At 49.9% G+C, this 25,403-nt stretch carries 26 protein-coding genes; 8 read left to right on the top strand and 18 right to left on the bottom strand.

What is annotated here, in order from left to right; all coding sequences use genetic code 11:
* Positions 1 to 75: 75 nt before the first annotated feature.
* From AAY72_RS04905 to AAY72_RS04890, 4 genes are all read right to left on the bottom strand, one after another.
* Positions 76 to 549, bottom strand: a complete 474-nt coding sequence (locus tag AAY72_RS04905) for an isoprenylcysteine carboxylmethyltransferase family protein (RefSeq protein ID WP_057785811.1) — start codon at positions 547 to 549, stop codon at positions 76 to 78.
* Between the two features lie 236 nt (positions 550 to 785).
* Positions 786 to 1,544, bottom strand: a complete 759-nt coding sequence (locus AAY72_RS04900) for an HNH endonuclease (RefSeq protein WP_057785810.1) — start codon at positions 1,542 to 1,544, stop codon at positions 786 to 788.
* Between the two features lie 68 nt (positions 1,545 to 1,612).
* Positions 1,613 to 2,068, bottom strand: a complete 456-nt coding sequence (locus AAY72_RS04895) for a hypothetical protein (protein WP_057785809.1) — start codon at positions 2,066 to 2,068, stop codon at positions 1,613 to 1,615.
* Positions 2,068 to 2,625 (bottom strand): hypothetical protein, encoded by a 558-nt coding sequence (locus AAY72_RS04890; RefSeq protein WP_057785824.1) that lies wholly within the window; start codon positions 2,623 to 2,625, stop codon positions 2,068 to 2,070. The genes AAY72_RS04895 and AAY72_RS04890 overlap by 1 nt, the downstream gene beginning before the upstream one ends.
* Positions 2,626 to 2,874: 249 nt before the next feature.
* On the opposite strand from AAY72_RS04890, the gene AAY72_RS04885 reads away from it, so the two are divergent.
* Positions 2,875 to 4,902 (top strand): S9 family peptidase, encoded by a 2,028-nt coding sequence (locus AAY72_RS04885; protein WP_057785808.1) that lies wholly within the window; start codon positions 2,875 to 2,877, stop codon positions 4,900 to 4,902.
* Between the two features lie 115 nt (positions 4,903 to 5,017).
* Positions 5,018 to 5,416, top strand: coding sequence for a DUF4920 domain-containing protein (locus AAY72_RS04880; protein WP_057785807.1), 399 nt, complete (start codon positions 5,018 to 5,020; stop codon positions 5,414 to 5,416).
* Between the two features lie 49 nt (positions 5,417 to 5,465).
* On the opposite strand, the gene AAY72_RS04875 is transcribed toward AAY72_RS04880, so the two are convergent.
* From AAY72_RS04875 to ccoG, 3 genes are read right to left on the bottom strand one after another with little or no spacing between them, the layout of a single operon-like run.
* Positions 5,466 to 6,101 carry a thiol:disulfide interchange protein DsbA/DsbL gene (locus AAY72_RS04875; protein WP_057785806.1) on the bottom strand — a complete coding sequence of 212 codons (636 nt, stop codon included), beginning with the start codon at positions 6,099 to 6,101 and terminating at the stop codon, positions 5,466 to 5,468.
* A gap of 46 nt (positions 6,102 to 6,147) precedes the next feature.
* Positions 6,148 to 7,161, bottom strand: a complete 1,014-nt coding sequence (locus AAY72_RS04870; RefSeq protein ID WP_057785805.1) for a serine/threonine protein kinase — start codon at positions 7,159 to 7,161, stop codon at positions 6,148 to 6,150.
* Positions 7,148 to 8,581: a cytochrome c oxidase accessory protein CcoG gene (gene ccoG, locus AAY72_RS04865; RefSeq protein ID WP_057785804.1), complete on the bottom strand. Its 1,434-nt coding sequence runs from the start codon at positions 8,579 to 8,581 to the stop codon at positions 7,148 to 7,150. The genes AAY72_RS04870 and ccoG overlap by 14 nt, the downstream gene beginning before the upstream one ends.
* Positions 8,582 to 8,739: 158 nt before the next feature.
* On the opposite strand from ccoG, the gene AAY72_RS04860 reads away from it, so the two are divergent.
* Both AAY72_RS04860 and AAY72_RS04855 read left to right on the top strand, forming a co-directional pair.
* On the top strand, positions 8,740 to 9,102 hold the full coding sequence (locus tag AAY72_RS04860) for a hypothetical protein (protein WP_057785803.1): 363 nt from the start codon (positions 8,740 to 8,742) through the stop codon (positions 9,100 to 9,102).
* Between the two features lie 12 nt (positions 9,103 to 9,114).
* Positions 9,115 to 9,537 (top strand): DUF3010 family protein, encoded by a 423-nt coding sequence (locus AAY72_RS04855; protein ID WP_008984950.1) that lies wholly within the window; start codon positions 9,115 to 9,117, stop codon positions 9,535 to 9,537.
* A gap of 12 nt (positions 9,538 to 9,549) precedes the next feature.
* Here the strand turns inward: AAY72_RS04855 and AAY72_RS04850 are convergent, their stop codons facing one another.
* The 3 genes from AAY72_RS04850 to AAY72_RS04840 all read right to left on the bottom strand — a co-directional run bounded on the left by AAY72_RS04850 (position 9,550) and on the right by AAY72_RS04840 (position 12,697).
* Positions 9,550 to 9,867 (bottom strand): hypothetical protein, encoded by a 318-nt coding sequence (locus tag AAY72_RS04850; protein ID WP_008984951.1) that lies wholly within the window; start codon positions 9,865 to 9,867, stop codon positions 9,550 to 9,552.
* A complete protein-coding gene (locus AAY72_RS04845) occupies positions 9,854 to 10,552 on the bottom strand; it encodes an AAA family ATPase (protein WP_008984952.1) in 699 nt (232 codons plus the stop codon). The genes AAY72_RS04850 and AAY72_RS04845 overlap by 14 nt, the downstream gene beginning before the upstream one ends.
* Positions 10,553 to 10,717: 165 nt before the next feature.
* Entirely contained in the window at positions 10,718 to 12,697 is a 1,980-nt protein-coding gene (locus tag AAY72_RS04840) for a DNA topoisomerase III (protein ID WP_057785802.1), read from the bottom strand.
* 340 nt (positions 12,698 to 13,037) lie between these two features.
* On the opposite strand from AAY72_RS04840, the gene AAY72_RS04835 reads away from it, so the two are divergent.
* Positions 13,038 to 14,783, top strand: a complete 1,746-nt coding sequence (locus AAY72_RS04835; RefSeq protein ID WP_057785801.1) for a hypothetical protein — start codon at positions 13,038 to 13,040, stop codon at positions 14,781 to 14,783.
* A 12-nt stretch (positions 14,784 to 14,795) separates the two neighbouring features.
* Here AAY72_RS04835 and AAY72_RS04830 read toward each other — a convergent pair whose 3' ends face one another.
* The 5 genes from AAY72_RS04830 to AAY72_RS04810 form a co-directional block, all read right to left on the bottom strand.
* Positions 14,796 to 15,689: a hypothetical protein gene (locus tag AAY72_RS04830; protein ID WP_057785800.1), complete on the bottom strand. Its 894-nt coding sequence runs from the start codon at positions 15,687 to 15,689 to the stop codon at positions 14,796 to 14,798.
* Positions 15,690 to 15,818: 129 nt separating this feature from the next.
* A complete protein-coding gene (locus AAY72_RS04825) occupies positions 15,819 to 16,922 on the bottom strand; it encodes an SLC13 family permease (protein ID WP_057785799.1) in 1,104 nt (367 codons plus the stop codon).
* A 24-nt stretch (positions 16,923 to 16,946) separates the two neighbouring features.
* Complete coding sequence (locus AAY72_RS04820) at positions 16,947 to 17,447, bottom strand: GNAT family N-acetyltransferase (RefSeq protein ID WP_057785823.1); 501 nt, start codon at positions 17,445 to 17,447, stop codon at positions 16,947 to 16,949.
* Between the two features lie 11 nt (positions 17,448 to 17,458).
* Positions 17,459 to 18,295 (bottom strand): kinase, encoded by an 837-nt coding sequence (locus AAY72_RS04815; protein ID WP_057785798.1) that lies wholly within the window; start codon positions 18,293 to 18,295, stop codon positions 17,459 to 17,461.
* A gap of 42 nt (positions 18,296 to 18,337) precedes the next feature.
* Positions 18,338 to 19,132, bottom strand: a complete 795-nt coding sequence (locus tag AAY72_RS04810; protein ID WP_008984958.1) for a peptidylprolyl isomerase — start codon at positions 19,130 to 19,132, stop codon at positions 18,338 to 18,340.
* 178 nt (positions 19,133 to 19,310) lie between these two features.
* Here AAY72_RS04810 and AAY72_RS04805 point away from each other — a divergent pair, with 178 nt between their 5' ends.
* Positions 19,311 to 20,618 (top strand): short-chain fatty acid transporter, encoded by a 1,308-nt coding sequence (locus tag AAY72_RS04805; RefSeq protein ID WP_057785797.1) that lies wholly within the window; start codon positions 19,311 to 19,313, stop codon positions 20,616 to 20,618.
* Positions 20,619 to 20,622: 4 nt separating this feature from the next.
* On the opposite strand, the gene AAY72_RS04800 is transcribed toward AAY72_RS04805, so the two are convergent.
* Genes AAY72_RS04800 through AAY72_RS04790 form a run of 3 tightly spaced genes read right to left on the bottom strand, consistent with a single transcriptional unit; the run spans position 20,623 to position 23,253 of the window.
* Positions 20,623 to 21,411 carry a LytTR family DNA-binding domain-containing protein gene (locus AAY72_RS04800; protein WP_057785796.1) on the bottom strand — a complete coding sequence of 263 codons (789 nt, stop codon included), beginning with the start codon at positions 21,409 to 21,411 and terminating at the stop codon, positions 20,623 to 20,625.
* Positions 21,398 to 22,447: a sensor histidine kinase gene (locus tag AAY72_RS04795; protein ID WP_057785795.1), complete on the bottom strand. Its 1,050-nt coding sequence runs from the start codon at positions 22,445 to 22,447 to the stop codon at positions 21,398 to 21,400. The genes AAY72_RS04800 and AAY72_RS04795 overlap by 14 nt, the downstream gene beginning before the upstream one ends.
* 59 nt (positions 22,448 to 22,506) lie before the next feature.
* The gene (locus AAY72_RS04790) at positions 22,507 to 23,253 is read right to left on the bottom strand and encodes a hypothetical protein (protein ID WP_008984962.1); all 747 of its coding nucleotides are present in this window, start codon (positions 23,251 to 23,253) and stop codon (positions 22,507 to 22,509) included.
* A gap of 175 nt (positions 23,254 to 23,428) precedes the next feature.
* Between AAY72_RS04790 and msrA the strand changes: the two genes are divergently transcribed.
* A complete protein-coding gene (msrA, locus tag AAY72_RS04785; RefSeq protein WP_231728897.1) occupies positions 23,429 to 24,559 on the top strand; it encodes a peptide-methionine (S)-S-oxide reductase MsrA in 1,131 nt (376 codons plus the stop codon).
* 335 nt (positions 24,560 to 24,894) lie between these two features.
* Positions 24,895 to 25,107 carry an antitoxin Xre/MbcA/ParS toxin-binding domain-containing protein gene (locus AAY72_RS17030; protein ID WP_057785794.1) on the top strand — a complete coding sequence of 71 codons (213 nt, stop codon included), beginning with the start codon at positions 24,895 to 24,897 and terminating at the stop codon, positions 25,105 to 25,107.
* The last annotated feature ends 296 nt before the right edge of the window (positions 25,108 to 25,403 follow it).

The raw sequence follows: 25,403 nt of genomic DNA, 5'->3' as shown, positions 1-25,403 counted from the left end.
GAGACAGAAATATATATAAATAACTGATATAAATATATTTTATATAACAACATAAACTAATACAAAGGTAGTAGCTTAAAACCAACGCCTAACGTTTTGTAAATAAACCTGATACTCAGCAGCAAATTTTTGCCGCAAAAAGCGCTCTTCCGGCATTATCTGAAAGCGGTTCATATACAATACAAACAGCGGTAACAAAGCCAAGGCCAGTAGGCTCTGCAAATAACAGGCAAAGGCTGCCAACAACAATAAAAACCCCAGATACATTGGGTTACGGCTATAACGGTAAATGCCCACCAGCACCAAACTGGAGCTTTGTTGCGGCAGCCGCGGATCCACCGTGGTTTTAGCGCGCCGAAACGCCAATACCCCGGCCAATGCCACCGCTATGCCGGTTACTGCCAGACAAAGTGCCAGCACAGTGGGATATAACGCCGGTAGCGCCAATTGCACAGAGAATGGCGCAGTAAGTGGTGCCAGCAGCCACATCCCAAGCGCAAATAACAGCACCAACAATAGCGGCGGGATTTTTAGTTCTAAGGCTTGCATTTGAAGATTCCTGATCTGCTCCATCCTGACAGCATAAGACCAACTTACTGTGCTCAGCACGCTATCTTTTGTAACGAATCTTTGCATCTCGGCCGTGATTATTCGCTCTATCGCACTTTTAGGCGCAGAAAAGTGTGGAGCTTGGACATTTTTATGCGCATAAAAGTGCAAAAACAGCGCAAGGAAACGTCTAATCGTCACGATTCTGCGACAATAGCAAAAAACAAATTCAGCCTTTACACTAACTTCTCAAAAATCTGCTCTCGGTGAAAGGCTAGAAATCGCGGCTCTGGTAAAAACTTCTCTGGCAATAGAATCGGCTTACCATCAAAGCGCAAAATCGTTTCATCGAAAAACGGATCTGTTGTCGGTTTATACTTTGTCGAAACGATGACTCGATAATCCTCGCTAATAGTAATAAATCCCAAATCAAAAGCTTTATCGTGAAGAGCTGATAGCGCCAAACCATTACTTGGGTTAAGCCGATTTTGCTCGTCACTACGCCATGGCACGATATGGCTCGCGACCAATAAACGAGGATTTGCTAAGCCGGTAATGCAGCAACGATAGTCATAAGCGCTTAATACGGCATTACGAAAAAAGCTCTGACCAACCCGCTGTTGAACTTCACTTAGCTTAGTGGTGATTTTATCTTCTTCGGTTTGCTGATTTTGCTCTGATTGGAAACCCGTAAATCTTGCCTCTGCCTGCGCCATAGCAAGCACAAAGGTCGGCCAATCTTGCTGCATTTCTTGCCATAATGCTTTATCCATTTTTGATGCAGCTTTTAATCCCGAGCGACCGGTCATCAAAATGGCAGGATCTAAACTGGCAATGTTGGAGAGCTTCATTGCTAACGCCGATAGGGTGCGCTGAATTAAAGCAGCATATTTTATAATTTCGGGATTATTGGAGTGAAAACGCCCGAAAGGTAAACGCCAGTACAAACTAAAAGCGATAAGACATTGCTCTCGAGTCCAATTCGAAACGGACATCTAACGCTCCATGTAGTCAAAGAATCTATCGTTTTATCATGACACTTTCGAACCCTTTGGGAAAGCACTCAGGCGTTGGCACTATGCTCCGCCAAATACCGCTGTAAGGTCTCCACCCGCTTGGGGCGGTTAAACAGGCCGTATAGCTCCAGCCAGTCGCTGGCGGGCATAAAGCAAATCTGGTTTTGCCAGTAGCAGCGTTCCGGGTGGAATGTCCATTCGATTAGCTGGCCTTGCTGTAGCACGGCAATGCCGGCCATCAGTTCAATATCGCGCTGACCCGGCTGGCTAAAACGGGCAAAGTGGCGGGTAACAAAGTCGGGGTTAAAAGTCACCGCTTCTGGTTGATAATGCTGAGCTAACAGCTGGCAAATGGCATCGAAATCCTGCTCCCGGCAGACCACGTCAATATCACCCGGGTTCGCTTCCAGCCCCAATTGCCAGAGCAAACAACTGCCGCCAATGCCAAAGGGGTAGGGTTTTAGTAAAGTCGAAAGCTGCTGTAACTGCGCAGGCAGGTTCATTAAAACGTCTCCAACTGCCGAATCAGGCTAACCAGATAATCAATTTTCTCATTATTAAGCTGCCGGTAGTCAAAATACGGGCAAATCAACAGCCGTTGCCGCTTATCAATGGCAAACTCGGCATTTAGCCACTGCAACTGTGCCGCTAACCCCTGTTCCAGTAGCACTTTGGCAAAGGTGCGGCCGGCAATAATATGGATGCGATCTGTCACCGGCTCAAGCTGGGGTGCGGAAAATAATAGCGCGGTATCACTACCGTTTTGTAACAGCCGGCTATCGCGATAATCTTGCCAGCTGGCGGCATGCTGGTGGAATGTAAACAACGGCGTTTGTGGCAGCGCAAACAGCAGCTTGGCGTAAACATTAAATACTTTGCGCCAGCCATTGCCGCAGGCCTGATTGATCAGTGCGATTTCGCCGCGGCATAACTGCTGAACCTGAGCCAGCGCCTGATATTCCTGCATGGGTGGTCGGTTCGCGACATAAACCCGAAAACGGGCATCGGGATCACCCAAGCCATACTGGCTGGTCTGTAGTTGATTGGGCAGGCTCACTATGGGCTGTCTGATATCCGGCGTTACAACGGCCGGCAGTATAGCAAAATCCCCGGGGCGTGTTGACGTTTGCTGCTTGTTATTGCAGCCGTTTAGTTGGTGTTTATACAACGCAGCCGGAATATAAAGCCAGCAGCAACAGGGCCAGGCGGCATTTCCGACTAACACGCCACCCACTGCGGCAAAACAGCTTGGGCCGGCCTGCACTTGTGCTAACATCGTTGCGACAATAAAAAAAAACCGGAGTCCAAAATGAAAAAACTACAGCAACTCTGGCTGTTACTTCTGTGGCTACCGCTGGCGGCATTGGCCAGCAGCGAACAGGATAACAGCTTAAGTGTAGAGCGGATGTGGCAACTGGAGCGCATAGGCAGCCCGGTAGCGTCTGCTGATGGTAAGTTTATCGTTGCCCCTGTTACCCGCTTTGATGTGAAAGCCGATCAGGGCCATACCCGTTTATGGTTATTTGATGATAAGGGCCAACAACAGCCACTCACTGCCGACGGCATGCGTGCCAGCGAAGCGACTTTTTCACCGGATGGCAAAACCCTGGCCTTTATCAGCCAGCGTAATAAAGATGAAGCCGGCCAGATTTATCTGCTGCCACTAACCACACCAGGTGAAGCCCAGCGCTTAACCGAAGTGCCAACCGGGGTTTATGGCATTAAATGGGTAGGTGAGCATCTGTATTTTATCAGCCGCGTTTGGCCGGGTAAAAACTGGGAAGAAATGGCGGCAGAGTTAAAAGCCAACAAAGACAAAAAAGTCTCGGCCTGGCAGTGGAATGCCTTACCTTATTCGCAATTTGACCACTGGATTGATGAAAACCGTCAGGCTCATGTGTTCCGTATCCCGGCCAAGGGTGGTGATGTTGAGCCGGTAACCCAGAAATTTGGCCGCGAGCTGCCGCGTTCCAGCCAGAGTGCCAGCAGCTACGACGTGCACCCGCAAGAGCGTTTGATTGCCTTTAATGCCAATGGCTCGGAGAACAGCGTTGATCCGAAAATTGATATTTTCCTGGCCACAATTGGCAGCGATAACGCGGAAAATATTACCCCGGATAACCAGGCGCCGGACAGCAGCCCGACTTTTAGCCCGGATGGCAAGAGTCTGGCCTTTAGCCGGCAAAAAATTCACGGTTTTTATGCCGATACGGCGCGGTTGATGGTTTACGATTTGGCAGCAAAAACCAGCCGCGAACTGACCAGCAACTGGGATCGCTCAGTCAGCAATTTTGTCTGGAGCAACGATAGCCGCAGCTTCTTCGCCAGTATTGACGACGCCGGTACCAGCCGTTTGTATCAAATTGATGCCCGCAGTGGCAAAGAGCGCGCCATTACCAAAGATACCAGCTTTAACAGCCCGGCTCTGGCCGGCAATATGCTGGTGGCGACTAACGAAAGCTTCCTATACCCGGCACGGCTGGTGAAGGTAGATATCCGTAACGGTCGCACTACCCGTCTGGACAGCTTTAATGATGAGCTGCTGGCAAAAACTGAGTTCGGTAGTTACGAATCCGTAACCTATAAAGGTGCTGATGGTAATGATATTCAGATGTGGGTACATTACCCGGCCGGCTTTGATAAGTCGAAAAAGTATCCGCTGTTCCTGCTAATCCATGGCGGCCCGCATAATGCGATCACCGACAGTTTTAGCTACCGCTGGAATGCGCAAACCTTCTCTTCCTGGGGTTATGTTACCGCCTGGCCTAACTTCCATGGTTCCAGCGGTTTTGGCCAGAATTTTGCCGATGCGATTAACCCGGATTGGCGCACCAAGCCATTGGCTGATATTCAGGCCGCCACAGCCTGGTTCCAGAATCAGCCCTGGATTGATACCGAACGTATGGTAGCAGGTGGCGCCAGCTATGGCGGTTATCTGACTTCCATTTTGCTGGGTACCGAGCATCCGTTTAAAGCCTTGCTGATCCATGCTGCGGTGTACAATATGTACTCACAGATGGCAGCTGACTTTGCGGTGCACTCTACCCGTTTTGGCAATTTCTGGGATAACCCCGAAATTTATAAATCGATTTCACCACACTATGCTGCCGGCAACTTTAATACGCCAACGCTGGTGATCCACGGTCAGTTAGATTACCGGGTACCGGTTGGCCAGGGCTTTGAGTTGTTCCGTACCCTGCAAAGCCGTGGTGTCGAGTCACGCATGATCTATTTCCCGGATGAGAACCACTGGATCTTAAAGCCTAATAATTCAATTTATTGGTATAACCAGGTGAAAGACTGGATGACCCGCTTTGCCGAGCCGGGCGCCCGTTAAGCCCAGCGTAATTTTTGTCAGAGACGCAGCTTCGGCTGCGTTTTTTTATGCTGCCAAACGGCTTGTTTTTCAGCCGCCGCTGCATAACAATCAGACAACTGAATAGGAGATCACGATGTTAAAACCATTAATTTGTGCCCTCAGCCTGGCCTTTGCCAGCTCAGCCGTGGTGCAGGCCGATACCGCTGTCACCTTTGGTGACGCAGTAAATAAACAGCAGGTGACGGCTGTCGCCAGCATTCTGGCGAAACCAGCAGCGTATCTGGAACAACAGGTTACAGTAGTAGGAGAAGTCACTGGGGTTTGCAGCAAACAACATTGCTGGATGACACTGGCCACCGCCGAAAACGAGCCGCGCTTCCGGATCAAGGTTCGCGATGGCGAGATGGTGTTTCCATTAAGTGCTAAGGGTAAAACCGCTTACGCCACTGGCGTGATTAAGGTTTGGCCACAAGGTGAAGGGCAACCGGATGCCTATCAGTTAGTGCCCAGCGCTGTCGAGATTGCTGAATAATAAAATGTAAAAAGGCCGGCGATTGCCGGCCCCCAACCTAAACTCAGACTTACTCTTTGCTTAGCAGATACTCGATCAGTTGTTGCATTTCCTGTTGGTAAGCACGCTGACTAAGGCTTTCATTATTAATCTTATACTTACCATTTACGATAAGTGTTGGAACGCCCGTCAGGGCCTTGCGCTCGCTTAGCTCCTGCTGCTCTTTCATCATTTGGTTTACTGCACCACGCACACCAAAGCTGCGCATCGCTTTGTCATAGGTTTCACCATCGATATCATGAATCAGAACCAAACTGCGGATGTCGTTCTCAGAGCGAAAAGGTACCCGGCTTTGGTGGATTTGATTAAAGATCGCCGTAGACACCTGGTCACCTTTGCCTAAATTTTTAGCCACGACATAAGCTCTGGCTAAAGCATTTTGAATTTCTGGCGCTGCTGCACGAATAAAATCGACGTGTGATTTCTTAAACTCGACACCTTGCGGCAGGTTTTGCGCCAGACTTTGTGCTATTGGCTCAAAAGCGTAACAACCACCACAGTAAAAAGAGAAATATTCTTTTACTTCCGGGCTGGCAGTTTTCTGTTCCGCAATCACTTCATAATGTTTGCCGGCCTGAAAATTACTGGCCATGGCAGATAAGGGTAACAACACAGCTGCAGCAGCAGCTACAAACCACTTTTTCATTCTTTAACCTCTGGTTAGTCGGAGTTTGTCCAAGCTTATCAAATTCTCAGTAGTCTGGCACCAGACTGAGTGGGGGTTGTTGCAATAAGGCCAGCTGCTCTTTTAATGCCAGGCATTGCTGTTCCCAGTATTTGTCTGTGGCAAACCAGGGAAAGTTCATTACAAAGGCCTGATCCTGCCAGCGCCTGGCCAACCAGGCCATATAATGAATCATACGCATCGCGCGTAATGGTTCGATCAGTTTTAGTTCGGCCGGGTCAAAATCGCAGTACTGCTCATACTCTTCCAACATCAGCTCCAGCGTTTCGCGCTGCTGTCGCCGATCGCCGGATAACATCATCCAGATATCCTGCATCGCAGGGCCGCTGCGACAATCATCCAGGTCGACAAAAAACGGGCTCTCGCCGGTGTAAAACAAGTTGCCGGCATGACAATCGCCATGCAGCCGGATCAGCTTTTTCGGTTGATACTGCCGGGTCGCTTCCGCGATAACTTGCTGCAGCGCACTATCAAAAGCCGGTCGCAGATAGCCCGGAATCAATTCCAGCTCTGCCAGCACTTGCTGGCTATGCTGTAAATGGCTTTGCACACTGAGCTCAGGGCGTTCCGTAAAGACGTGCTTGCGGCCGACCTGATGCATCCGCCCCAAAAACCGGCCCAGCATCACGAGTTGATCGTCGTTATCGATCTCCAGCGTGCGGCCACCACGACTGGGAAAGACCGCAAAATAAAACCCCTGATAACCAAGTAGGCTCTCACCGGCAAATAGCAAAGGTGCCACTACCGGGATCTCCGCCGCCGCCAGTTCAAACGCAAATTGATGTTCTTCCTGGATTTGCGCCGACGTCCAGCGCTGTGGCCGGTAAAACTTCACCACCATTTTTTCCGGGCGTACCGCTGCATCGCGGTAAGCATTAAACTGATAGACCCGGTTTTCATAACTGTTTAAAGCGAGCAGGCCTGAACTGACATCCAGGCCATAATGCTGCAGCGCATCCAGAATCAGATCCGGCTGCAGCGTCGAGAAATCAAAACGTTGCCCGATATCAACGGCCGGCAAAGAATTTATTCTCCTGTGATACCCGCACGTCCGGCGCATCTTTATGGCTGATGCTAAAGGTCAAATCCAGCACCGGCCGCCGCACCTCGTACGGGTCGAGAGACAAACTGACGACGACATTCCGGCTTTCTCCGCCAGCCAGCGTCACTTCAGTTGGGCCAATCCAGTTCAGGTTTTCAATGCCACTGACTTCCAGCACAAAGGTTTTTTCCTGCTGCGATTTATTGATAATCCCCAGGGTATAGGTGTTTTCAATCAGGCCTTCCGGCGTTTCCCGATACAGGGCACCGCGGTCACGGATAATATCCAGCTCCAGCGGTTTACGGATCGCCAGGTTCACCATAAAGGCACCACATACCACCAGTAATACCAGAAAGTAACCGAGCAGCTTGGGCCGGAATACTTTTGCTGGCCGACCTTGCAGCGTATGTTCAGTGGTATAGCTAATCAGACCTTTCGGATAACCCATTTTTTCCATGGTATCGTCACAGGCATCAATACAGGCACCGCAGTTGATACACTCATACTGCAAGCCATTACGAATATCGATCCCGGTCGGGCAAACATGTACGCAGAGGTTACAATCGATACAATCGCCGAGGCCTTTTTCTTTGTAATCTGTATCTTTGCGCGCGCGCGGGCCACGGCTTTCGCCACGGGCAGCATCGTAAGTCACGGTGTAGGTATCTTTATCAAACATCGCGGATTGGAAGCGGGCGTAAGGGCAGATGTGGGTACACATAATTTCGCGCATCCAACCAGCATTACCATAGGTACAAGCCGCAAAAAACAATACCGACAGCGTTGACCAAAACCCGGCTTGCCAGGTAAAGAAATCAATAAACAGCGGGCCTATAGGGGTGAAGTATCCGACAAAAATCAGGGCGGTAAGCAGCGCAAAGGCCAGCCAGCAAAAATGGGTCAGGGCTTTACGCCAAAACTTATTAAAGCTCATCGGCTCCTGATCAAGCTTCATCCGTTGGTTGCGGGTGCCTTGGATCTTTTCTTCAAACCACATAAAGATAAAGGTCCAGACCGTTTGCGGACACAGATAGCCACACCAAACCCGGCCATAAAAGGTGGTAACAAAGAACAGCGCATAGGCGGCGATCATAAAGATCCAGGCCAGTAAGGTAAAATCCTGTGGCCAGAGCGTTAAACCGAAGATGTTGAATTTTTGCTCGAAAATATCCAGTAAAATGGCTTGATGGCCGTTGTACTGGATCCAGGGCAACACAAAAAACAGCGCCATAAACACAAAACCAATATTGCGGCGCAGACTTTGGTGTAACCCCTTTACCGCCCGCACATAAATCCGATCCCGGGAGGCATATTTAGCGTTGTTACTTTCCGGAGGGCGGTGAATTTTCACCTCGGCCGGAATATTTTTTACATCAATTTTTTGCTTGTCCACCATCATTCCCCAGCTATGACTTACAGCGGGTTAAGTATATCAGTAACCGCTGGCAAATAATTGATATAAAATAACCGCGCAGCGGGAAAAGTACTAAGCTGGCCTAATGCGACAACCGTGGATTTCCGTTAAACTAGGTTGCAGTGAACTGGCGGAGTGCAGTAATGAAAAAAATCTTTTGGTTTGTCGTGCTATTTTTGTTGTTACTGACATTTTCCGGGGAACCACCTCTGAAACCGTATCGCGATAAAATCATCGATTATGCCTTGAGTCTGGTGCCGGCTGAGTGGCAGAGCGATAGCCAGGCAGTTGCCTCCATTCAGCGCGATCTCAATGCTTATGCTCAGACTCTGGGCTTACGGCAACAGGAGTTTCTGGCCACCGCCGCCGCCGACAAAGACAGTATCCTGAGTTTTCGGCAAAATTACTGTGTAAATAAAGATTTTAATCCGGTACTGTTCGGTGAGCCCTTGCAGCGCAGCTGCAGCATTATTGATAAGTACTATGATCGCCTAACCGGCAACTAAACAGGATCAACCATGCGAGTATGTGGCGTAGAAATTAAAGGCAGTGAAGCCATTTTATGTTTAATGGAATATCAGAATGGTTTGTATAACTTACCCGACTGCCGGCAGATCCGTCTGGCGTTAAGCCAGGATCAGCAGGCAGAGAACGTACGTAAGTTTCAGTTTGCGATGCGTAAACTGGTAGAAGATTACAAAATTCAACAATTAATCATTAAAGAAAGACCGCAGAAAGGTAAATTCGCCGGTGGTGCTGTCGGCTTTAAAATCGAAGCCGCTTTGCAGCTACTGGATAATTGCGACACCACCCTAATGTCTGCTACCGAGCTAAAAGAGAAAATCAAACGTTTCCCCATTCCGGTAGACTTTAAAGCCACAGGTTTAAAAGCATTTCAGGAAACCGCTTTTCTCACCGCTTATGCGTTTTTAGCCCGCTAAAGCCGCAGTATGCTAGCTGCCGCCAGGCGGCAGTTTAGCTTTGGCCGTTTTCAACTCTGATAAATCAAATTGTACTGATTGCGTGGCACGTAAAATCAATTTGCGAATTAACTTTGATTTTGGCTCGCCAGTTAACGCACTTAATTCGTTCAGCGCACTAATGGCTTCTTCACTCAACGTAAAGGTAGCATGACGCATCGGCAAACGCGGCTGGTCATCTTCGTCGGGCAATAACTGTCTAAGGCTGACAATTTGTGGCAGCCCTAGCGCATAATTGTGTGCATCATCAATAAACTCATCTACGGTAAAGCTGGGTTTATTTGACTGCAAAGACTTTTTCTTCAGGTCGCTTAGCGCCATCTTCTTGTATCGCCTTCATCGACAGCAGTTCTTCAATAATCGCCCGGATTTCGCTGGCGGCTTTGCCCTCGTTATCCACATCCATTACCGACAGACCTTTTTCTTCACTGTCATCATAGATATTACGACTATAAGTGATATTGTCTAATACCCGCAAATTAAAACTTTTGCATACTTCTTTGGCGTCCAGAATACGGTTAGCCTGATTGGGTAAGGCCGGGCACTGGGTTAATACACAACCCACTATCATTTCCGGGTTAACCACATTACAGGCACTGACCAAGTCTTCTAAGTGTTCCAGTGTTTTCAGGTCGCGCCGCTTAGGCCGCAGTGGAAATAACACATGACTGGCAACCACCATGGCAGAGCGCAACGCAACGCTATCCTGACCACCGCAGTCAACCACCACCACATCATAATGCATTTCCAGACTTTTTAGTTCATAGCGGATCTTACCGTACATCTGCACACAGTTAATCCAGGGCAGTTCCGGATTCATATGCCGCTCCTGCACCCAGTCCGACGTTGTGCGTTGCGGATCGCAGTCTACCAGCATGACATTGGCATTCTTTTCCCGCGAAAAGTAGACGGCAATATTTTGCGCCAGACAGCTTTTGCCGCTACCACCTTTTTCACCACCAACAAGCAATATCATTTTGTGCACCTTCTCTGGATAAAAACAGCGCTGGCTGTCTGCTCTGATGTTACACACCGTTAAGTGTAGGCGAAGTTATGGCTATCTCCAGCTTTTGACCGAAAATTCACCATCCTATATTCAGCATAAAGCAAAGTGGGGTAGAAAAAAGGAAGCTTTGTATTTTCAAGTGGCAGGCCTTGTCCGGCGCCCCTTAGCGCTGGTTGCTGCACGCCTTTTATAATTCTTTTGGGTTAGTTTACGGGAACGAACCGGTGCACTGGCCGTTAATTGCAAGTGCGCCGTTGTTGCTGCATCCTGTACCAATTGCTGCAACTGTTGCTGCAGCGGCAGCATAAATTGTTGATAGCTCTGCTGGCGCTGACTTATCCCGGCCAGTGCAGCTTCCCATTGTGCTGTCAAATCCGGTAAGGTCAGGCGCTCCGGTAGCGCCGCGATTAACGCTTTGCCGGTGTCGGTGGCCAGAATCGTTTTACCCTGCCGCAGCAGATAGCCCCGTTTAAATAATAATTCGATAATGCCGGCACGGGTCGCTTCGGTGCCAAGACCATCGGTGTCTTTCAGGATCTGCCGTACCGCCGGATCTTTTACATAGCGGCTAATCCCGGTCATCGCCGCCAATAAGGTGGCATCGGTAAAGGCTGCCGGTGGCTGCGTCTGTTTCTCCAACACCAGGGCATCGGCACTGTGTAATAGCTGGCCCTCAGAGAGCGTGGGTAAAGCCGTTGCCGTAACGGGTTCCGCAGCGACGGCCTGCGGATTTTCTCTACCTTTGTCGGGATCGGCCCGGAACAACTGTTTCCAACCTGCTTGCCGCTCGGTTGTCGCCGTGGCGATAAAATGACCGCCATTGATACTGATGTTGACCTTTTGTTCATCCTGCAGCGCAGCGGGATAAAACTGCGCCAGATAATAGTGGGCAATCAGCTGATAGATTTTTTGCGCACTGGCCGCCAGGCGGCCTGGTGCAACCTTATTTGCGGTAGGAATAATCGCATGATGCGCTTCAACCTTAGTATCATCCCAGGCTTTAGAGCGTAAGTTTAAATCCGCGTGCCGGACGGCCGTTGCCAACGTTGGAAGTTGCTGCAAAATAGCCGCCGTCACTGCCGGCGCATCCTGATGGTGAGTCTGCGGCAAATAGCGGTTATCCGAGCGTGGATAGGTGATCAGCTGCTGTTGCTCGTAAAGTTGCTGGCAGATATCCAACACTTGCTGCGCACTCAAACCATAACGTTTAGCTGCTTCAATCTGTAGGGTCGATAAATTCAGAGGTAACGGCGGTGCTAATGTCTTCTGCCGCCGCGTTAGCTGTTCCACCTTTGCCGGCTGCTGAGAGACTTTGCGCTGTACCAGCTCCGCTAACTGCCGCGATAACACTCTACCCTCACTATCCTGATAGGGTTCACAGGCAGCACTGGGTTGCCACAGTGCACTAAAACTTTCCCCGGCGGCGGTTTGCAGTTGAGCCTGCACCTGATAATGCGTGGTACTGACAAAATTAGCGATCTCGGCATCACGCCGCACCACCAAACCCAACACCGGCGTTTGTACCCGCCCCACCGAGAGTACACCGCGATAACCACTTTTTTGGCCTTGCAGGGTGTAAGCCCGGGTCAGGTTAATACCGTACAACCAATCGGCTCTGCTGCGAGCCAGGGCAGAAGCCGATAGGGCAGCGAAATCGCTATTAGCTCTGAGTTGCTGTAACGCTTTGGTCACGGCAGCCGGGTTTAAATCATTAATCAGTAAGCGCCGGGTCGCGGCCAATTTACTTTTCGCCGTGCCGGCCCAATTCAGCACTTCATCCACCAACAGCTGACCCTCACGGTCCGGATCGCCGGCATGCACCAGCGTATCCGCTGCTTTGATCAGTTGTTTCAATAAACGTAATTGTGTAGCGCAACCCTGACGCGCTTTAAGTTGCCATTGCTGAGGCACTATTGGCAAATCCGCTGTCTGCCACTTTTTGTAGCGGGGATCATAGTCTTCCGGCTCAGCCTGCTCCAGCAAGTGGCCGACACACCAGCTGACGACATCGCCATTAGCCAGCCTGATGCACCCCGCTTGCTTCTGCTGTGGTTTAGGTAAAACGGCGGCTATTGCACGCGCCAGGCTGGGCTTTTCGGCGATATAGAGAATCATAACCAGATCAACAGGCCTTAAGATAACTGTATAAATAATCAGTTACTTTAGCCAGAAAATGCCGTGATAGCAAAACAATCTGACGGTGTACCTTGAGTGCTAATACCTTCGGGTTATTTTGATCGGCGTAGAGCCGGTGTTTTCTGTTGAAGAATTTACCAACAAAAAATTAATAATGATATCTATCAAAGCTTTAGTAAATTTCAATCAAACAGCCCTTGCGTTGTGTAAATTTTGTGCAATCAGCGTTTGCTGTCCTACCTGCTATTACGTAAGCTTTCATTCCGGGCCAGTCGTTAATCGCCGCGCCTCCAATTATTAGCGTTAAAGGTACATAATCATGTCGCAATATACTGATGTGAAAAGGATTTGTGATGATTTAGAGAGTTCCGGCAAAGCGGTATCTCTGGATTACTTGCTGTCTAAAGTATCAGATGCTCAAGCCAGTGTTGTGTCACATTATAAAAAGTGGCGCACCGAGCAAGGGCAGCAGCGGCAGCAGGACAACCTGTCCGGCTTTAGTGAAGATTTTATTGCTGCGTTTCAGCGCGAAGCACAAAAACAAACGCAGTGGCAAACTGATCAGCTGACGAAACAGCTGGCAGAGGCGTTACAAGCCGAAGTGAAAGCCGTGGAACAAGTGCAGGCACTGCAACAGCAAATGCGGCAAACCGAGCAACGCAGAACGGAACTGGAACAGGCGCTAACGGCACAACAGCAACAATTGGCAACCCAGGCCGACAATTTTGCTATTGTCAGTGCCGAGCGTGACCAGTTAGCGCAAGAGATGCAACAGCTGCAACAACAGCTGAACACCCAACAACAGCATTTTCAGCAGCTGCAGCTTGAACTGACAGCAGCAGTTGCCGCCAGCGGCGAGCATGCTGAACAAGCGCAACAGTTACAGCAACAACTGTTGGCCGCTCAACAAAATTTGGCCGAACAAGAGCAGCAGTTAAACCAACTGCAGCAGCAGTATCAAAGTGCTCAGCAACAAATTAGCGAGTTGCAGCACGCGGTTAATGCAGCTGAGCAGGCGCAACAGCAACTGCTGCACACTGAACAGCAGCTGGTCGCGTTGCAGCAGCAATTAACTGTGGCGAATGAAGCTGCTACCGCACAGCAAGATCAGTTGCTGCAGCTGCAGCAACAACTGCAACTGGAGCAACAAAAAGCTCTGACGCTGACTGAAGAACACGAGAGCCTGCGTAGAAAAAATGCCGAGCAACAGCGCCAGTATTTCGAGTCTAAAAAACAAATCCATCAGCAATTGGCAGATTATGCCGAACAGTGCGCCGAGCTCACCGCTGAGCGCGATCAGATCCTGGCAAGCTTAAAAACCGGTAGTGCTAACGCCGCCGATACGGCACTGAGTCAGCAAATAGATAATCTGCAACAACAAAACCAGCAACTACAGCAACAGTTAGCTGTCTTGTCTGAACAGCCTGCGCAGCCCGATCCGGCTATCGTTACAGAGCTGCAGCAACAAATTGCATCGTTACAACAACACAACAGTACGCTGCTGCACACCCAGCAGGCAGAGCAAAGCGCAGCCACAGCAGCCCTGCAGGCGGCGCAACAGCAAATTCAGCAACTGCAAGCTCAGCTGGCAGCGGCTCAGGCGGTAAAACAGGATTCAGTAACACGGGAAGCACTTGAAGCTGAACGCGACGAAGCTATTGCGGCGGCGGCGCGCCAGGCAGATCAGGTAGCGGAATTACAGCACGAGCTGCAACAACTTAAAGCTATGTTAAGTGCACCGGCGAATGAGCACACGGATAATGTTGAGCAGTTAAGAGCCGCGATCGCCTTACTGAAACATCAGAGCGCTTTGACCGCGAATCACCAGGCGGAACAGCGCGAAACCATTAAACAATTGCGGGACGAACTGCAGCAGCAGCGCGATCAGGCCATACAAATCCAGGCTGAGCGTTATCAGTGGTCAAAACAAAAGTTGCAGTTAGAAGAGCAGGTTAACTTTGTTAAATCTAACTCTGCTGCCACTATTGAACGCTTAACCCGTTATCGTGAACAGGCGCAGGAGCGGATTGAGCAACTGGAGCGCAAGTTGCAGGAATGTTGTTAAACCAGGTAATGTTTATTGCGGCGGGCAAGCTTTAGCCGGAGCAGCCAGCAACTGCTCCGATGTATAAGCAAAACGCTGTAACGCCTTACGGCTGGCTTCGCTTAAATTTGGATTTTCCAGCTGCAGCACCCGGCGCCGTTCGCAACGTAGCCGGTTAACGATATCGCCATAGTGGCGACGAAAATGCCGTTGCACCATGCCCTCGGCATGAGCGCGCTCCAGGCCCTTTTGTAACCGCTCAGCCAGCTGTGGGAAGCTCTTCGAGACAAAAATCATCGATAACTGTGGGTAATGTAGCAGTAACTGCTGTTCGGCAACTAAACCGCTGGCATGCTCATTTTGCAAATCACGCACTAGTTCGTCGACGCTGCGGGCGAAACAATCAAAGCGCTGTTGTCGCACCATCTCGAACAGCAAACTATACAAAGGATTGGTGACAACGGTCAGATTATTATGGCGCAGTATCGCCACATCTGGCCAGTGTGTACCCTGGCCAATACTCAGGTCGGCTTTCTGCCAGTCTTGCAGATTTTGAATCGCATCAAACTTATATTGTTGTCCGCTATTAATGATACATAAGCGATAACCCAATAAGCCCTGACTCAATGGAAAATAGACCGGTAACAGGTCGCGCTCGCGCTCCGGCGATGGCGCAAACACCACCAAATGCAGCAGCTTGCCATCCTTCAATAGTTGCTCGGCCCGCCCCTGTACCATTTCACCACTAAAGGTCAGCGTTGCTGGACCATACTCTGCTTCGGTCACTTTTAACGCATATTCAATTAGTTCGCGGTGAGGTGAGGTTTCCAGATAATCGGCGGCAATTATCGGCGTAGCGGCGCCTACCGCTGGATGCTGCAATGCCAGGCAACTTAAGGTTAATAACCATGAGCAAAATAAACGCATACGGATCCCTCTGTCCGAACCTAATGCCGAACCTGCTTAACACCTGCTCTCGGGGCAGCTCCTGCTGTTCTTATCACCATCTTAGACTGCTGCTGCAGAATATAAAAGCTGACGAATGATAACGACGATCTATATCAGCGCCCAACCCAACGCCAGACTCAGTATAAATACCGGCAGCGACCAATAATGAAACTCACGCCATAAACCCTGCTGCTTACTCAGCCGCAGGGCAATCAGGTTGGCCAGCGAACCTATAGCGAGCCCGAAGCCACCAACACTGACTCCCCAGCTTAAGGCCTGCCAATCATCAGTAAAATGCTGTAAAAAAATCGCTGCAGGTACATTGGAAATCAGTTGCGATAACATGGCAGCTCCGGTGTAGCTGCCATGCGGTAATGCCAGCAGTGCCGTTGCCAGCTGTTGCATTAAAGGTAGTTGTGCCAATAAACCGAGATCGATAAACATCAGGCCGAATACCAGTAGTAATAACCAATCAATCCCGAAGACGACACAGCGTTTAGCGATTAGAAATGCAGCCAGCACCGCAGCGGCAGCATAAGGCGCTAATTGATATTCCATTGCCAGAATAAACAACGGATACCCCGGCAAGGCCCAATACAGCAAACGCCGGTTATCCAGGCTGGTGTTGTGAGGTACCTTAATACTCAAGCGGCGAGCACTAAATGCCGGGTAACTAAGCAGTATGATCAAAAGCAGCAAGCTAAACGCCAGCGGTGCCATCATTAGCGTAAACTGCCAGAAACTGTAACCAGAAGCTTGCCATAACAATAAATTTTGCGGATTACCGATCGGTGTTAAGGCTGAACCAGCGTTGACCGCCAGTGCCAGAAAGATAATTAGCCGGCCACTGGCCAGGCCGGTTAAACGGCCCAGACTTAACGCAATCGGCACCAAAATAAACAAGGCCACATCATTGGTTACCACGGCAGCCAACAGGGCAGCAAATAATAACAACAGGGCCGCCAACAGCCACTCCACATGACAGCGCGCCACCAGCCAGGCGGCAAAACGTGCCAGATAGCCGCTGTCCTCTAAAGCGCGGCTGAGCAACATTAAACCGGCAAGAGCAGAAACCGTCTGCCAGTCTACCAGCGCCAGCATGACGCCGGGTGTAACAGGCTGCAGCCAGAGCAGAAGCGGTAGCAGTAACACTAAGGTTAGCAACAGGTAGTCTTCTGTCAGACGGGATAACACCAGGCGCAGCATCGGCATCGTTTGACGGAACTCCTGTTGTAATTAGCCCGGTAAAACCAGCTGATACAGCAAAACTTCGTGCTGTTGCCAGTTAATCACACCCTGATTACTAAAACCCAGTTTAGCCAGTAAGCGCTGTGAAGGCGCATTCTGTAAGCTGACGATTGCATAAAGCCGTGCGATCTTTAATGCCACAGCCCACTGCAATGCAGCCTTTGCGGCTTCATAGGCATAACCCAGCCCCGTAAAATCGGGTAGCAGGGCGAAGCCCAGATCAGGTGCATCCAAAGTATCGCGCTGGATAAGACCGCAGATCCCGATTAATTGGCCATTATGCTGCAATTCCAACGCTCTGAGACCAAAACCGTATTGCTGATAACTGGCTAATGGACCGTTGCTAAGATACGCCTCTGCTTCTGCGACCGTTCTGACGCCACGATCACCAATATTGGCGATAAAGGCGCTGTCATTCAGCAGTTGCAACATAAAGGGGGCATCAGTCAGGGTCAGCGGCCGCATCATTAAGCGCTGAGTATAAATCATAGCTGCCACGGTTAACTCCTAAGATATGGCTGCTGTAGCACGTCCAGCACCACAGTATAGTTTGCCCGTGCCGGTAACTGCTGATAACTCAGTTCGGTCAGACGCTGAAAAAACAACATAAAACGTTGTAACTGTGCATCACTCATGCCGGCGCCACGTTGCTGCCACAGTTGTTGTTCTTGCCGCTGGCGCCAGCGACAAATACTTTGCCAATCCGGCGCTTTTAACCAAATCAGCGGTTTGAGTAAACAGAAGTAGTCATGATAGGCACCTGCCAGCTGCTGATTAACATATTTGCGCCAGTGAGCCTGCGGATCCTCCGCGACTTCCAGTGTATTCACTGGCCGCACCAACTCGGCTGCAGATTGCGCTTGTAATCCCAGACACCAACCTTCAACAAGCAATAGATCCAGCGTTACAGCAGGTCGGTCTGGTCGCCGCTCATCCAGTGCTTTATCGAATACCGGCAGCGCGACTGGCTGCCCGGCCATAACTTGCTGCACATCGGCAAGCGCCTTATGAATGTCATGTGTGCCGGGCACACCTCGTTGTGCCAGTAGCGGATGCACTTGCTCAGCCAGCGCTGCGCGCCCTGTCTTTGGCAAGTAATAATCGTCCAGTGAGACACTGGTGCAGCGGATCCCCCGATATTGCAGCTCCGTTGCTAACAGCGCTGCCAAGGTACTTTTACCCGTACCCTGGGCACCACTAATCCCAATTACAGTGGGCTTGGACATTGCAGTCAGGGGCAAGGCTAAACTAAGGAGTACCTGTTGATAGGCTGCACTGGCCGGCTCAGCCAGCGCCAGTTTGGATAATTGTTGCAGTGTATCAGTAGAAAGCGGCATTTACAGACGCCCTGCCAAGCACCATTGGCAGGGCTGCGCGAGTTAATTTTTAACGCGACGGCGTAACCATGCCAGCGGTAGTAGCAGTAACAACAGGAAATTGACGGCACCACCAGAGCTGGAGTTGTCTTCTTCCTGTACTGGTGCATCAACCTGGGCTTCATTGGCAACAGGTGACAAGCCGGCTGCGGTATCTGGCCGATCATCTACCACTACGATACTCTCTATCATCACCAGATTATCCGGTGTAACAGTCTTACCGGCAGCAGCATCGGCTGCGGTGTAGTCGCGTAATGGAATACTGGTTGCCGCTCCGCCCATATTAAAGCGCTTTAATTCGGCAATTTGGTCCAGAATTTCTAAGCCTTGTGCAGAAATTTGACCAAAAACGGTAAAACCACCGTTTTGAGAATCCAGACGCGCGTCACCAGCATGGTTGTCTTTTAAATTAAAAAACCATTGGCTGGTTGCACTGTCAGGTTGCCCGTCTAATTTAGCCATAGCGATAGTGCCACGGCGGTTCGACCATTTTTTCTCATTCTTTACCGCAGGAAAAGTACGGATCGATTTTAACGGTAATTCACCGGGGTAGTACAAACCGCCGCCCTGCACCACGAAATCTGGCACCATACGGTGAATAACTGAATTGTTGTAACGTTCTGCTTCAACATATTTCAGAAAGTTAGCCACCGTTTCCGGTGTAGTCTCATCAAATAAATTGACCTCAAAATTACCGAGTGAGGTTCTGAACTCAACAATCGTCGCCTGAGAAGAGAATGACAGCGCACTGCCGACTAATAATGCCGCACCGGCGATAAGTTTTTTTGTAAATTGCATCTTGGTATCCGTTTCTGTCCCGAAGCCCCTAGCATACTGCAGATCCAAGCCCCGAGGCCAGCCATAAAAGGTGGAAAGCTAACCAGAAGTGGTCCAAGCACCTTGCTGTTAGCTAGTGCTAACGCTGTGAATGCTTTAAGGTATCCCTAATCACAATAAGTAATAAAAAGAGCCTGTTATGCTAAATACCGCTGCTAAACCCTTTGTGAGGCTGGTGGAGCGTTATCTGCCAGACCCTTATATCTTTGTGTTGTTACTGACGTTGGTGGTGTTTGCTGCCGCCATGCTGTTTGAACAACAAAGCCCGCTGGCGGTTGTCACACAGTGGGGCGATGGTTTCTGGGGTCTGCTCAGCTTTTCGATGCAGATGTTACTGGTGCTGGTAGCAGGTTATATGCTGGCCAGTACGCCACTGGTGACCGGCTTACTGAATCGTCTGGCCGCGCTGGCGAAAAGTCCGGGCCAGGCCATTATACTGGTGACACTGATTTCACTATTGGCCAGCTGGCTGAACTGGGGCTTTGGGTTGGTGGTTGGCGCCTTATTTGCGAAAGCGCTGGCACGGCAAATTCAGGTCGATTACCGCTTGCTGGTAGCCAGTGCCTATTCTGGCTTTATTGTCTGGCATGGCGGCTTAGCCGGTTCAGTGCCACTGACTATTGCCACACCCGGACACTTTAGTGAAAACCTGATTGGTTTGATTCCAACGACTGACACCATCTTTGCCAACTTTAATCTGCTGTTGGTCGCCATTCTGTTTATCGCGGTGCCGCTGGTTAACCGCTTGATGCTGCCCAAAGCCGCTGACAGCATCTATGTCGACCCGGCTAAATTGCAGGACCAACCCGCGCCAGTTGGCAGTAATGAGCGGCCGGCCGATAAACTGGAAAACAGTATGTTGCTGGCGCTGTTAGTAGGCTTTGTCGGTATCGCCTATCTGGTGCAGTATTTTGTCAAAGGCGGCAGTTTAAATCTGAATATCGTCAACTATTTGTTTATCTTTCTTGCCATAGTGCTACACGGCACGCCGCGCCGTTTACTGCACAGCTTGCAACAAGCAATTCAGGGCGGTGCCGGTATTGTAATCCAGTTCCCGTTTTATGCCGGCATTATGGCAGTCATGATTCAATCCGGGCTGGCGCAGAGTATGTCAGAGTGGTTTGTTAGTTTCGCCAGTGCCCACAGCTTACCGTTCTGGAGTTTTATCAGTGCTGGTATCGTCAATATCTTTGTGCCCTCGGGTGGTGGTCAATGGGCGGTGCAGGCACCGGTAATGTTGCCTGCAGCACTAGAGCTGGGCGCCGATGTTAATCGGGTCGCGATGGCGGTGGCCTGGGGCGATGCCTGGACCAATATGATTCAGCCGTTCTGGGCGCTACCGGTACTGGCAATTGCCGGGTTAAAAGCGAAGGACATTATGGGCTTTTGTCTGATGCAACTACTGATCAGTGGTGTCATTATCAGTCTGGTGCTGACCTTTGCCTAAGGCTTTAACCGGTGCTTAGCCCTAACCAGCGATTAAATTCGCTGGTACGGCTCTGGCTGGTTTTCAGCTGGATACCAGCCGGCATATAGAGCGTCAGAGTGTTTTTACAATAACGCTCTAAGCGCTGAATATGTAGCCCCTGCACCAGCTCACTGCGGTTAATCCGGAAAAAGCGCGCCGGATCCAGTGCCGCCTCTGCTGCCTGTAACGAAGCATAGGGCAGAAAATGTCGTTTCCCAGCCTGATCAAAGGCCATCACCAGGTTGCCATCGGCCTGCAGATACAGAATCTGTGCCACCTCCAGAAAGTAGATCTGTTGCTGCTGCCGGATTGGGATCCGTGTGACATAGGACGGCTGGGGAATGGGCAAATGTTGTAGCAGCGTTTGTAACTGCTGCGCCAGGGCGTTGTTGCCGTGTTCTGGTTTCGCGGTTAACAGCCGGAATTTCTGCCAGGCTTGTTGCAGCTTAGTCAGATCGTATGGCTTTAGCAGATAAGCAATCCCCAGTGAGTCAAACGCCGCCAACATAAAGTCATCATAAGCGGTGATAAAAATAACCGGGCAGGGCGGCGTCTGCTGTTGATAACATTGAAAAACATTGCCATCGAGCAATTCAATATCTGAAAAAATCAGATCGGCGTGCCCGCCGCTGCTCAGCCAGGCCTGCGTTTCGCTGACGCTGCTAAGCTCTGCGATAACCTGTATCGGTTCCGCGATTTGCTGCAGTAAACGCTTTAGCTTACTGCGCGCCAGCGGTTCATCTTCAATAATGACGACATTAAACATGAGCATGTTCTTCCAATAAGGGCAGACTGACGCTGAACTGCTGCGTATCACGGCTGATGCGGATATTTTCACCCGATAAAAATAACCACTGCTTCGCCAGATTCGCCAGACCAACACCATTGCCTGTTACCGGTACCGGCTTGGGTTGCAGCGGATTACTGATCTCCAACCGGCCATCCCGCACCACTACCGCTACCCGTAATGGCTGCGCAGCTGAACCCTGATTATGCAACAGCGCATTCTCTAACAACAGTTGCAAACTAAAGGGGGGCAACCAGTAGGTTGCGGCCTGGTCATCAGCCTTAATCTCGAGCTGATAGCCGTCACCCAGCCTCAGCTGCATTAACTGAAAATAATGACGGGCGAAATTAAGCTCATCGCTCAGTGGCACCAGTTGCTGCTCTGCATAGCGCAATGACATCCGGTATAAACTGGCAAAGTGTTGCAAATAACTGCTGGCCTGCTCCGGCGCCACCGCAATCAACTCATCGAGAGTATTCAGCGCATTAAACACAAAATGCGGGTTCATTTGCGCCTTTAATTGCTGTAATTGTAAAGCGGCCAGCTGCTGCTGATAGTCGGCCAGCTGCTGGCGGTACGCTGCGGCCTGCTGACTATGGTGATAGGCGAGATAGAGCCCCGCATACAACAAAAAATCCACGACCTGACTGAGATTGCTATGCAGCAGCGTTTCTGGATTAAAATTTCGGGCCAGATTACCAAACAGCGCGGCAATCAGCAGACCCAGAGCATTAGTAAACAACAGGTAGGCACCAAGCCCCAGCGCAAAGCTACGCAGATATATTGAATGGCGGTTACCGGATGGCGCCACTTCCGCTTGCCGATTTAACCAAAACCTTAACAGCACAAAAATCAGCAGTGCGGCGGCAAAGCTGGCCAGCGGCCCCTCGGGTGTCAGCACATACCAGGACATCATACCGGCCCGCACCCGGTTGCTGATTACCAGCAGATAACTGAATACGAATACCAGTAGCAGAAAAGTGCGGTCAACCTGTAAATATCTGAGGAAAGCTTGCCACATAAAAGGTCGTCCTTGTTAAGAGTAAGGTGCCGGCGTCTGGCGCCGGCACAGTTTCAGCTTTAGTTGCTCTCGCTACCCGACCAGGTGTGCGTCACCTCGCCTTTGCTATTTAAGAACTGTAACTGCACCTGGTCATGCTCGTCTACATAAAACATGGCCCGGGGTGAACCGTCTTTTGCGAACAAAAACAAACCATTATTCTGTTCCGCAGTTTTGCCGATCAGGATCCGTGGCGCGCCACCAATTAAACCCTGCTCTTGATATTCGTTAATTTTTTTCCGTCGCTCCGCCCGATCGGTAATTTGCGCCAGCTCGCGCATAATGTCGCGGGTACCTTGCTGGGTTTCGAATTGTGGCCGGTCATTAAACGCCAGTCCGGAGCGGATAACACGTTTATCACCGCGCTTCTCATCCACGGTCAGCAGCTGCATCACCTGATCACCGTCGTACTTATCAAAGGTTAATGACATACCGGCGCTATGGCCTTGCTCATTTTTACTGCCATCATAAATAAAGCCACCCGCTTCGATCCCCTCTTCATTGAAAAACAGCATCCCGGCACGCTTTTTCCGATCTTCATTTAATACCCGGCCATTTACCTCTTCAGTAGTCGGGAAACGGGCTGTGTTAGTCAGGAGCATTTTCACGGTGCCGTCTGCTTCAATAATATTTAACCGCTCGACCGACAGGGTTTCAAACCGGGCGTCATTATTGGCTTTCATGCCTGTAGTCAGGATCACTGCTGACAAACTGAGGCTGGCTAATACGGCAACGCGCAGTAACTTTAATTCTTTTTCGATTTTCATGTTGCTGATTCCTTATGTTTGAGTACGGGAATCAGTATTGCTGGCCCGCTTTTACGCGGCCAGCCAGTTTGGATAAGCTAAGGAAATTATCGTCTAAACTAAGGATAACTGGTCTTAAGCAACACGTTGTTCGTACAAAGCACAGTGTTACAACGCCAGGTGCGAGAGGGTACTAATGATGTTACGGCGATTTTTGTTCCATCTTCTTTGGTTAGCAGCTATCGCTAACTGCAGTGCAGCAGTTGCCAAAGCAACCGCTGAGCAAACCCAGCTGACGCTGCACACCGAAACCCTGGTGCTGGGTGCCGGTTGTTTTTGGGGGGTGGAAAAGCGCTTTGAGGCGATGCCAGGAGTGTTGGATGTGCAGGCCGGTTACGCCGGTGGTAAAGGAGTCAGGCCGGTTTACCGTGAAATTACCCAACGCCGGCATCAATTTAACCCGAATAATCACGCCGAAGTGGTACAAATTCAGTTTCAGCCAGAGCTGATTAGTGCCAGGCAATTGCTGCAACAATTCTATGAAATGCACGACCCAACCCAGCAAAACCGCCAGGGTAACGATGTTGGCACTCAATACCGCTCGGTTATTTTTTATCAGAATGAGGCGCAGGCCGCGCTGGCGCGTGAGGTGACCGCAGAATATCAGGCCTTACTCACTACGGCCGGCTACGGAACCATTCAAACACAAATTATCCCGCTACCGCAGTTTTATCCGGCCGAGGACTATCATCAGGATTATCTGGCGAAAAACCCGAATGGCTACTGCCCGGACCACGCCACCGGCGTACGCTTTGCCGATAGCCCTGAGCCTGTGATCGCTGCGGTAGATAACAGCGCACTGCTGACCGGTAAACATATTGTGCTGTTAGATGCGCCGGACTGTCCGTACTGTGAAAAGTTTAAAGCTGATGTGGTTAAGCACTATCAGGGCGCCATTCCGCTGCATTTGCGCCGCGCCAGCCAGCTACAACAACTGCAGCTGAAAACCCCGACCTTTGCCACACCTACACTGTACTTTTTGCAGGATGGGGTTGAGGCGCTGGGTATTCAGGGCTATCTGGCGCCGGCAGACTTCTACCGGGTGCTGGGGCATTTTCAGCTGGGAGAGCAAAGCGAAGCCTATAAAGTGGCCTTTAACAGTGGCACCGACAGGCCGTTTTGCCAGCAATATGAGCAATTTCGTAATACGCCGGATGGGGTTTTTATCGATGCGTTAAGTGGCGCACCGTTATTTGATACCCGTGACCGCTTTAACTCGGGTACCGGCTGGTTATCGTTTCGTAAACCGGTGACGGGTGTCGTTTAAATCATAGATTAATAATTTAAGTTTTTTTAAATCAATATCTTAGAAGTTATAAACCATAGCTCAATAACATCGCAACATGACGAATTCAAAGCTCCTCATTGTAACCCGGCTTTCAAAACTGTAATAAAGTTACACAGTGCGGCGCTGGAGAGAAGCTTCCGTAGGAGGCGGCGATTATTTCACTATGTACATTTTCTTTACAATATGCGATTAAAGGCGCCTCGGAAACCCATTACACCCAACAACGTTGGATCATTAACGACCATACATAAATCGATTTTTATTTTAAACATTTAAATGTGACGTATCACAGCAAAAGCATTTAAGGCAAGTGCATGCAAATAAATCATATTTGTTGTTCAGAATTGCAACTTGAGCATGAGCTAAACATGTTCTTCAATAATGATAAAGCTCAGTTAGATGAATGGCTTGATACGCCAATCCCGAGGCTTAATGGTCAATGCCCTCGAGCCCTACTTTTCATTGAGGAAGGACGCAGTGAGCTGTTAACCGTTCTACAAGAGATGAGGTTTGGTGAAACGGCCTGATTTGACTGGTATGAGCGAAAACCAGAATTTCAAGACTAAACAATAATATGTTAGCGAATGTCGGCTTTATCACCTTTATGAGACATTCGTTGCTTTTGTCATTAACTGGGCAGGCTATACCAACTTGGACAACTTATTTTGCAATTTTTACAATGTATGTCCTATATTTAATTAGATAATCATGAAATAAGTTAGGGTAGGATATGCTACAAAAAACTGTAAAACTCATAATGGCTGGTTATTTATTAACTGTGGCAGCTGAGGCAGCAACGCCACATACGTATGACCTTTGTGAG

This window comes from Alishewanella sp. WH16-1 (genome assembly GCF_001441695.1).
Classification (GTDB): Bacteria; Pseudomonadota; Gammaproteobacteria; order Enterobacterales; family Alteromonadaceae; genus Alishewanella; species Alishewanella agri.
Note: the sequence above shows the minus strand (reverse complement) of the source record. Positions and strands in the feature narration are given on the sequence as shown.

What these genes read in the sequence shown, in the direction of transcription:
- AAY72_RS04905 (WP_057785811.1), bottom strand. Translation starts at nt 549, where the DNA reads ATGCAAGCCTTAGAACTAAAAATCCCGCCGCTATTGTTGGTGCTGTTA.
- AAY72_RS04900 (WP_057785810.1), bottom strand. Translation starts at nt 1,544, where the DNA reads ATGTCCGTTTCGAATTGGACTCGAGAGCAATGTCTTATCGCTTTTAGT.
- AAY72_RS04895 (WP_057785809.1), bottom strand. Translation starts at nt 2,068, where the DNA reads ATGAACCTGCCTGCGCAGTTACAGCAGCTTTCGACTTTACTAAAACCC.
- AAY72_RS04885 (WP_057785808.1), top strand. Translation starts at nt 2,875, where the DNA reads ATGAAAAAACTACAGCAACTCTGGCTGTTACTTCTGTGGCTACCGCTG.
- AAY72_RS04880 (WP_057785807.1), top strand. Translation starts at nt 5,018, where the DNA reads ATGTTAAAACCATTAATTTGTGCCCTCAGCCTGGCCTTTGCCAGCTCA.
- AAY72_RS04875 (WP_057785806.1), bottom strand. Translation starts at nt 6,101, where the DNA reads ATGAAAAAGTGGTTTGTAGCTGCTGCTGCAGCTGTGTTGTTACCCTTA.
- ccoG (WP_057785804.1), bottom strand. Translation starts at nt 8,581, where the DNA reads ATGATGGTGGACAAGCAAAAAATTGATGTAAAAAATATTCCGGCCGAG.
- AAY72_RS04860 (WP_057785803.1), top strand. Translation starts at nt 8,740, where the DNA reads ATGAAAAAAATCTTTTGGTTTGTCGTGCTATTTTTGTTGTTACTGACA.
- AAY72_RS04855 (WP_008984950.1), top strand. Translation starts at nt 9,115, where the DNA reads ATGCGAGTATGTGGCGTAGAAATTAAAGGCAGTGAAGCCATTTTATGT.
- AAY72_RS04845 (WP_008984952.1), bottom strand. Translation starts at nt 10,552, where the DNA reads ATGATATTGCTTGTTGGTGGTGAAAAAGGTGGTAGCGGCAAAAGCTGT.
- AAY72_RS04840 (WP_057785802.1), bottom strand. Translation starts at nt 12,697, where the DNA reads ATGATTCTCTATATCGCCGAAAAGCCCAGCCTGGCGCGTGCAATAGCC.
- AAY72_RS04835 (WP_057785801.1), top strand. Translation starts at nt 13,038, where the DNA reads ATGTCGCAATATACTGATGTGAAAAGGATTTGTGATGATTTAGAGAGT.
- AAY72_RS04830 (WP_057785800.1), bottom strand. Translation starts at nt 15,689, where the DNA reads ATGCGTTTATTTTGCTCATGGTTATTAACCTTAAGTTGCCTGGCATTG.
- AAY72_RS04825 (WP_057785799.1), bottom strand. Translation starts at nt 16,922, where the DNA reads ATGCCGATGCTGCGCCTGGTGTTATCCCGTCTGACAGAAGACTACCTG.
- AAY72_RS04820 (WP_057785823.1), bottom strand. Translation starts at nt 17,447, where the DNA reads ATGATTTATACTCAGCGCTTAATGATGCGGCCGCTGACCCTGACTGAT.
- AAY72_RS04815 (WP_057785798.1), bottom strand. Translation starts at nt 18,295, where the DNA reads ATGCCGCTTTCTACTGATACACTGCAACAATTATCCAAACTGGCGCTG.
- AAY72_RS04810 (WP_008984958.1), bottom strand. Translation starts at nt 19,132, where the DNA reads ATGCAATTTACAAAAAAACTTATCGCCGGTGCGGCATTATTAGTCGGC.
- AAY72_RS04805 (WP_057785797.1), top strand. Translation starts at nt 19,311, where the DNA reads ATGCTAAATACCGCTGCTAAACCCTTTGTGAGGCTGGTGGAGCGTTAT.
- AAY72_RS04800 (WP_057785796.1), bottom strand. Translation starts at nt 21,411, where the DNA reads ATGCTCATGTTTAATGTCGTCATTATTGAAGATGAACCGCTGGCGCGC.
- AAY72_RS04795 (WP_057785795.1), bottom strand. Translation starts at nt 22,447, where the DNA reads ATGTGGCAAGCTTTCCTCAGATATTTACAGGTTGACCGCACTTTTCTG.
- AAY72_RS04790 (WP_008984962.1), bottom strand. Translation starts at nt 23,253, where the DNA reads ATGAAAATCGAAAAAGAATTAAAGTTACTGCGCGTTGCCGTATTAGCC.
- msrA (WP_231728897.1), top strand. Translation starts at nt 23,429, where the DNA reads ATGATGTTACGGCGATTTTTGTTCCATCTTCTTTGGTTAGCAGCTATC.
- AAY72_RS17030 (WP_057785794.1), top strand. Translation starts at nt 24,895, where the DNA reads ATGCAAATAAATCATATTTGTTGTTCAGAATTGCAACTTGAGCATGAG.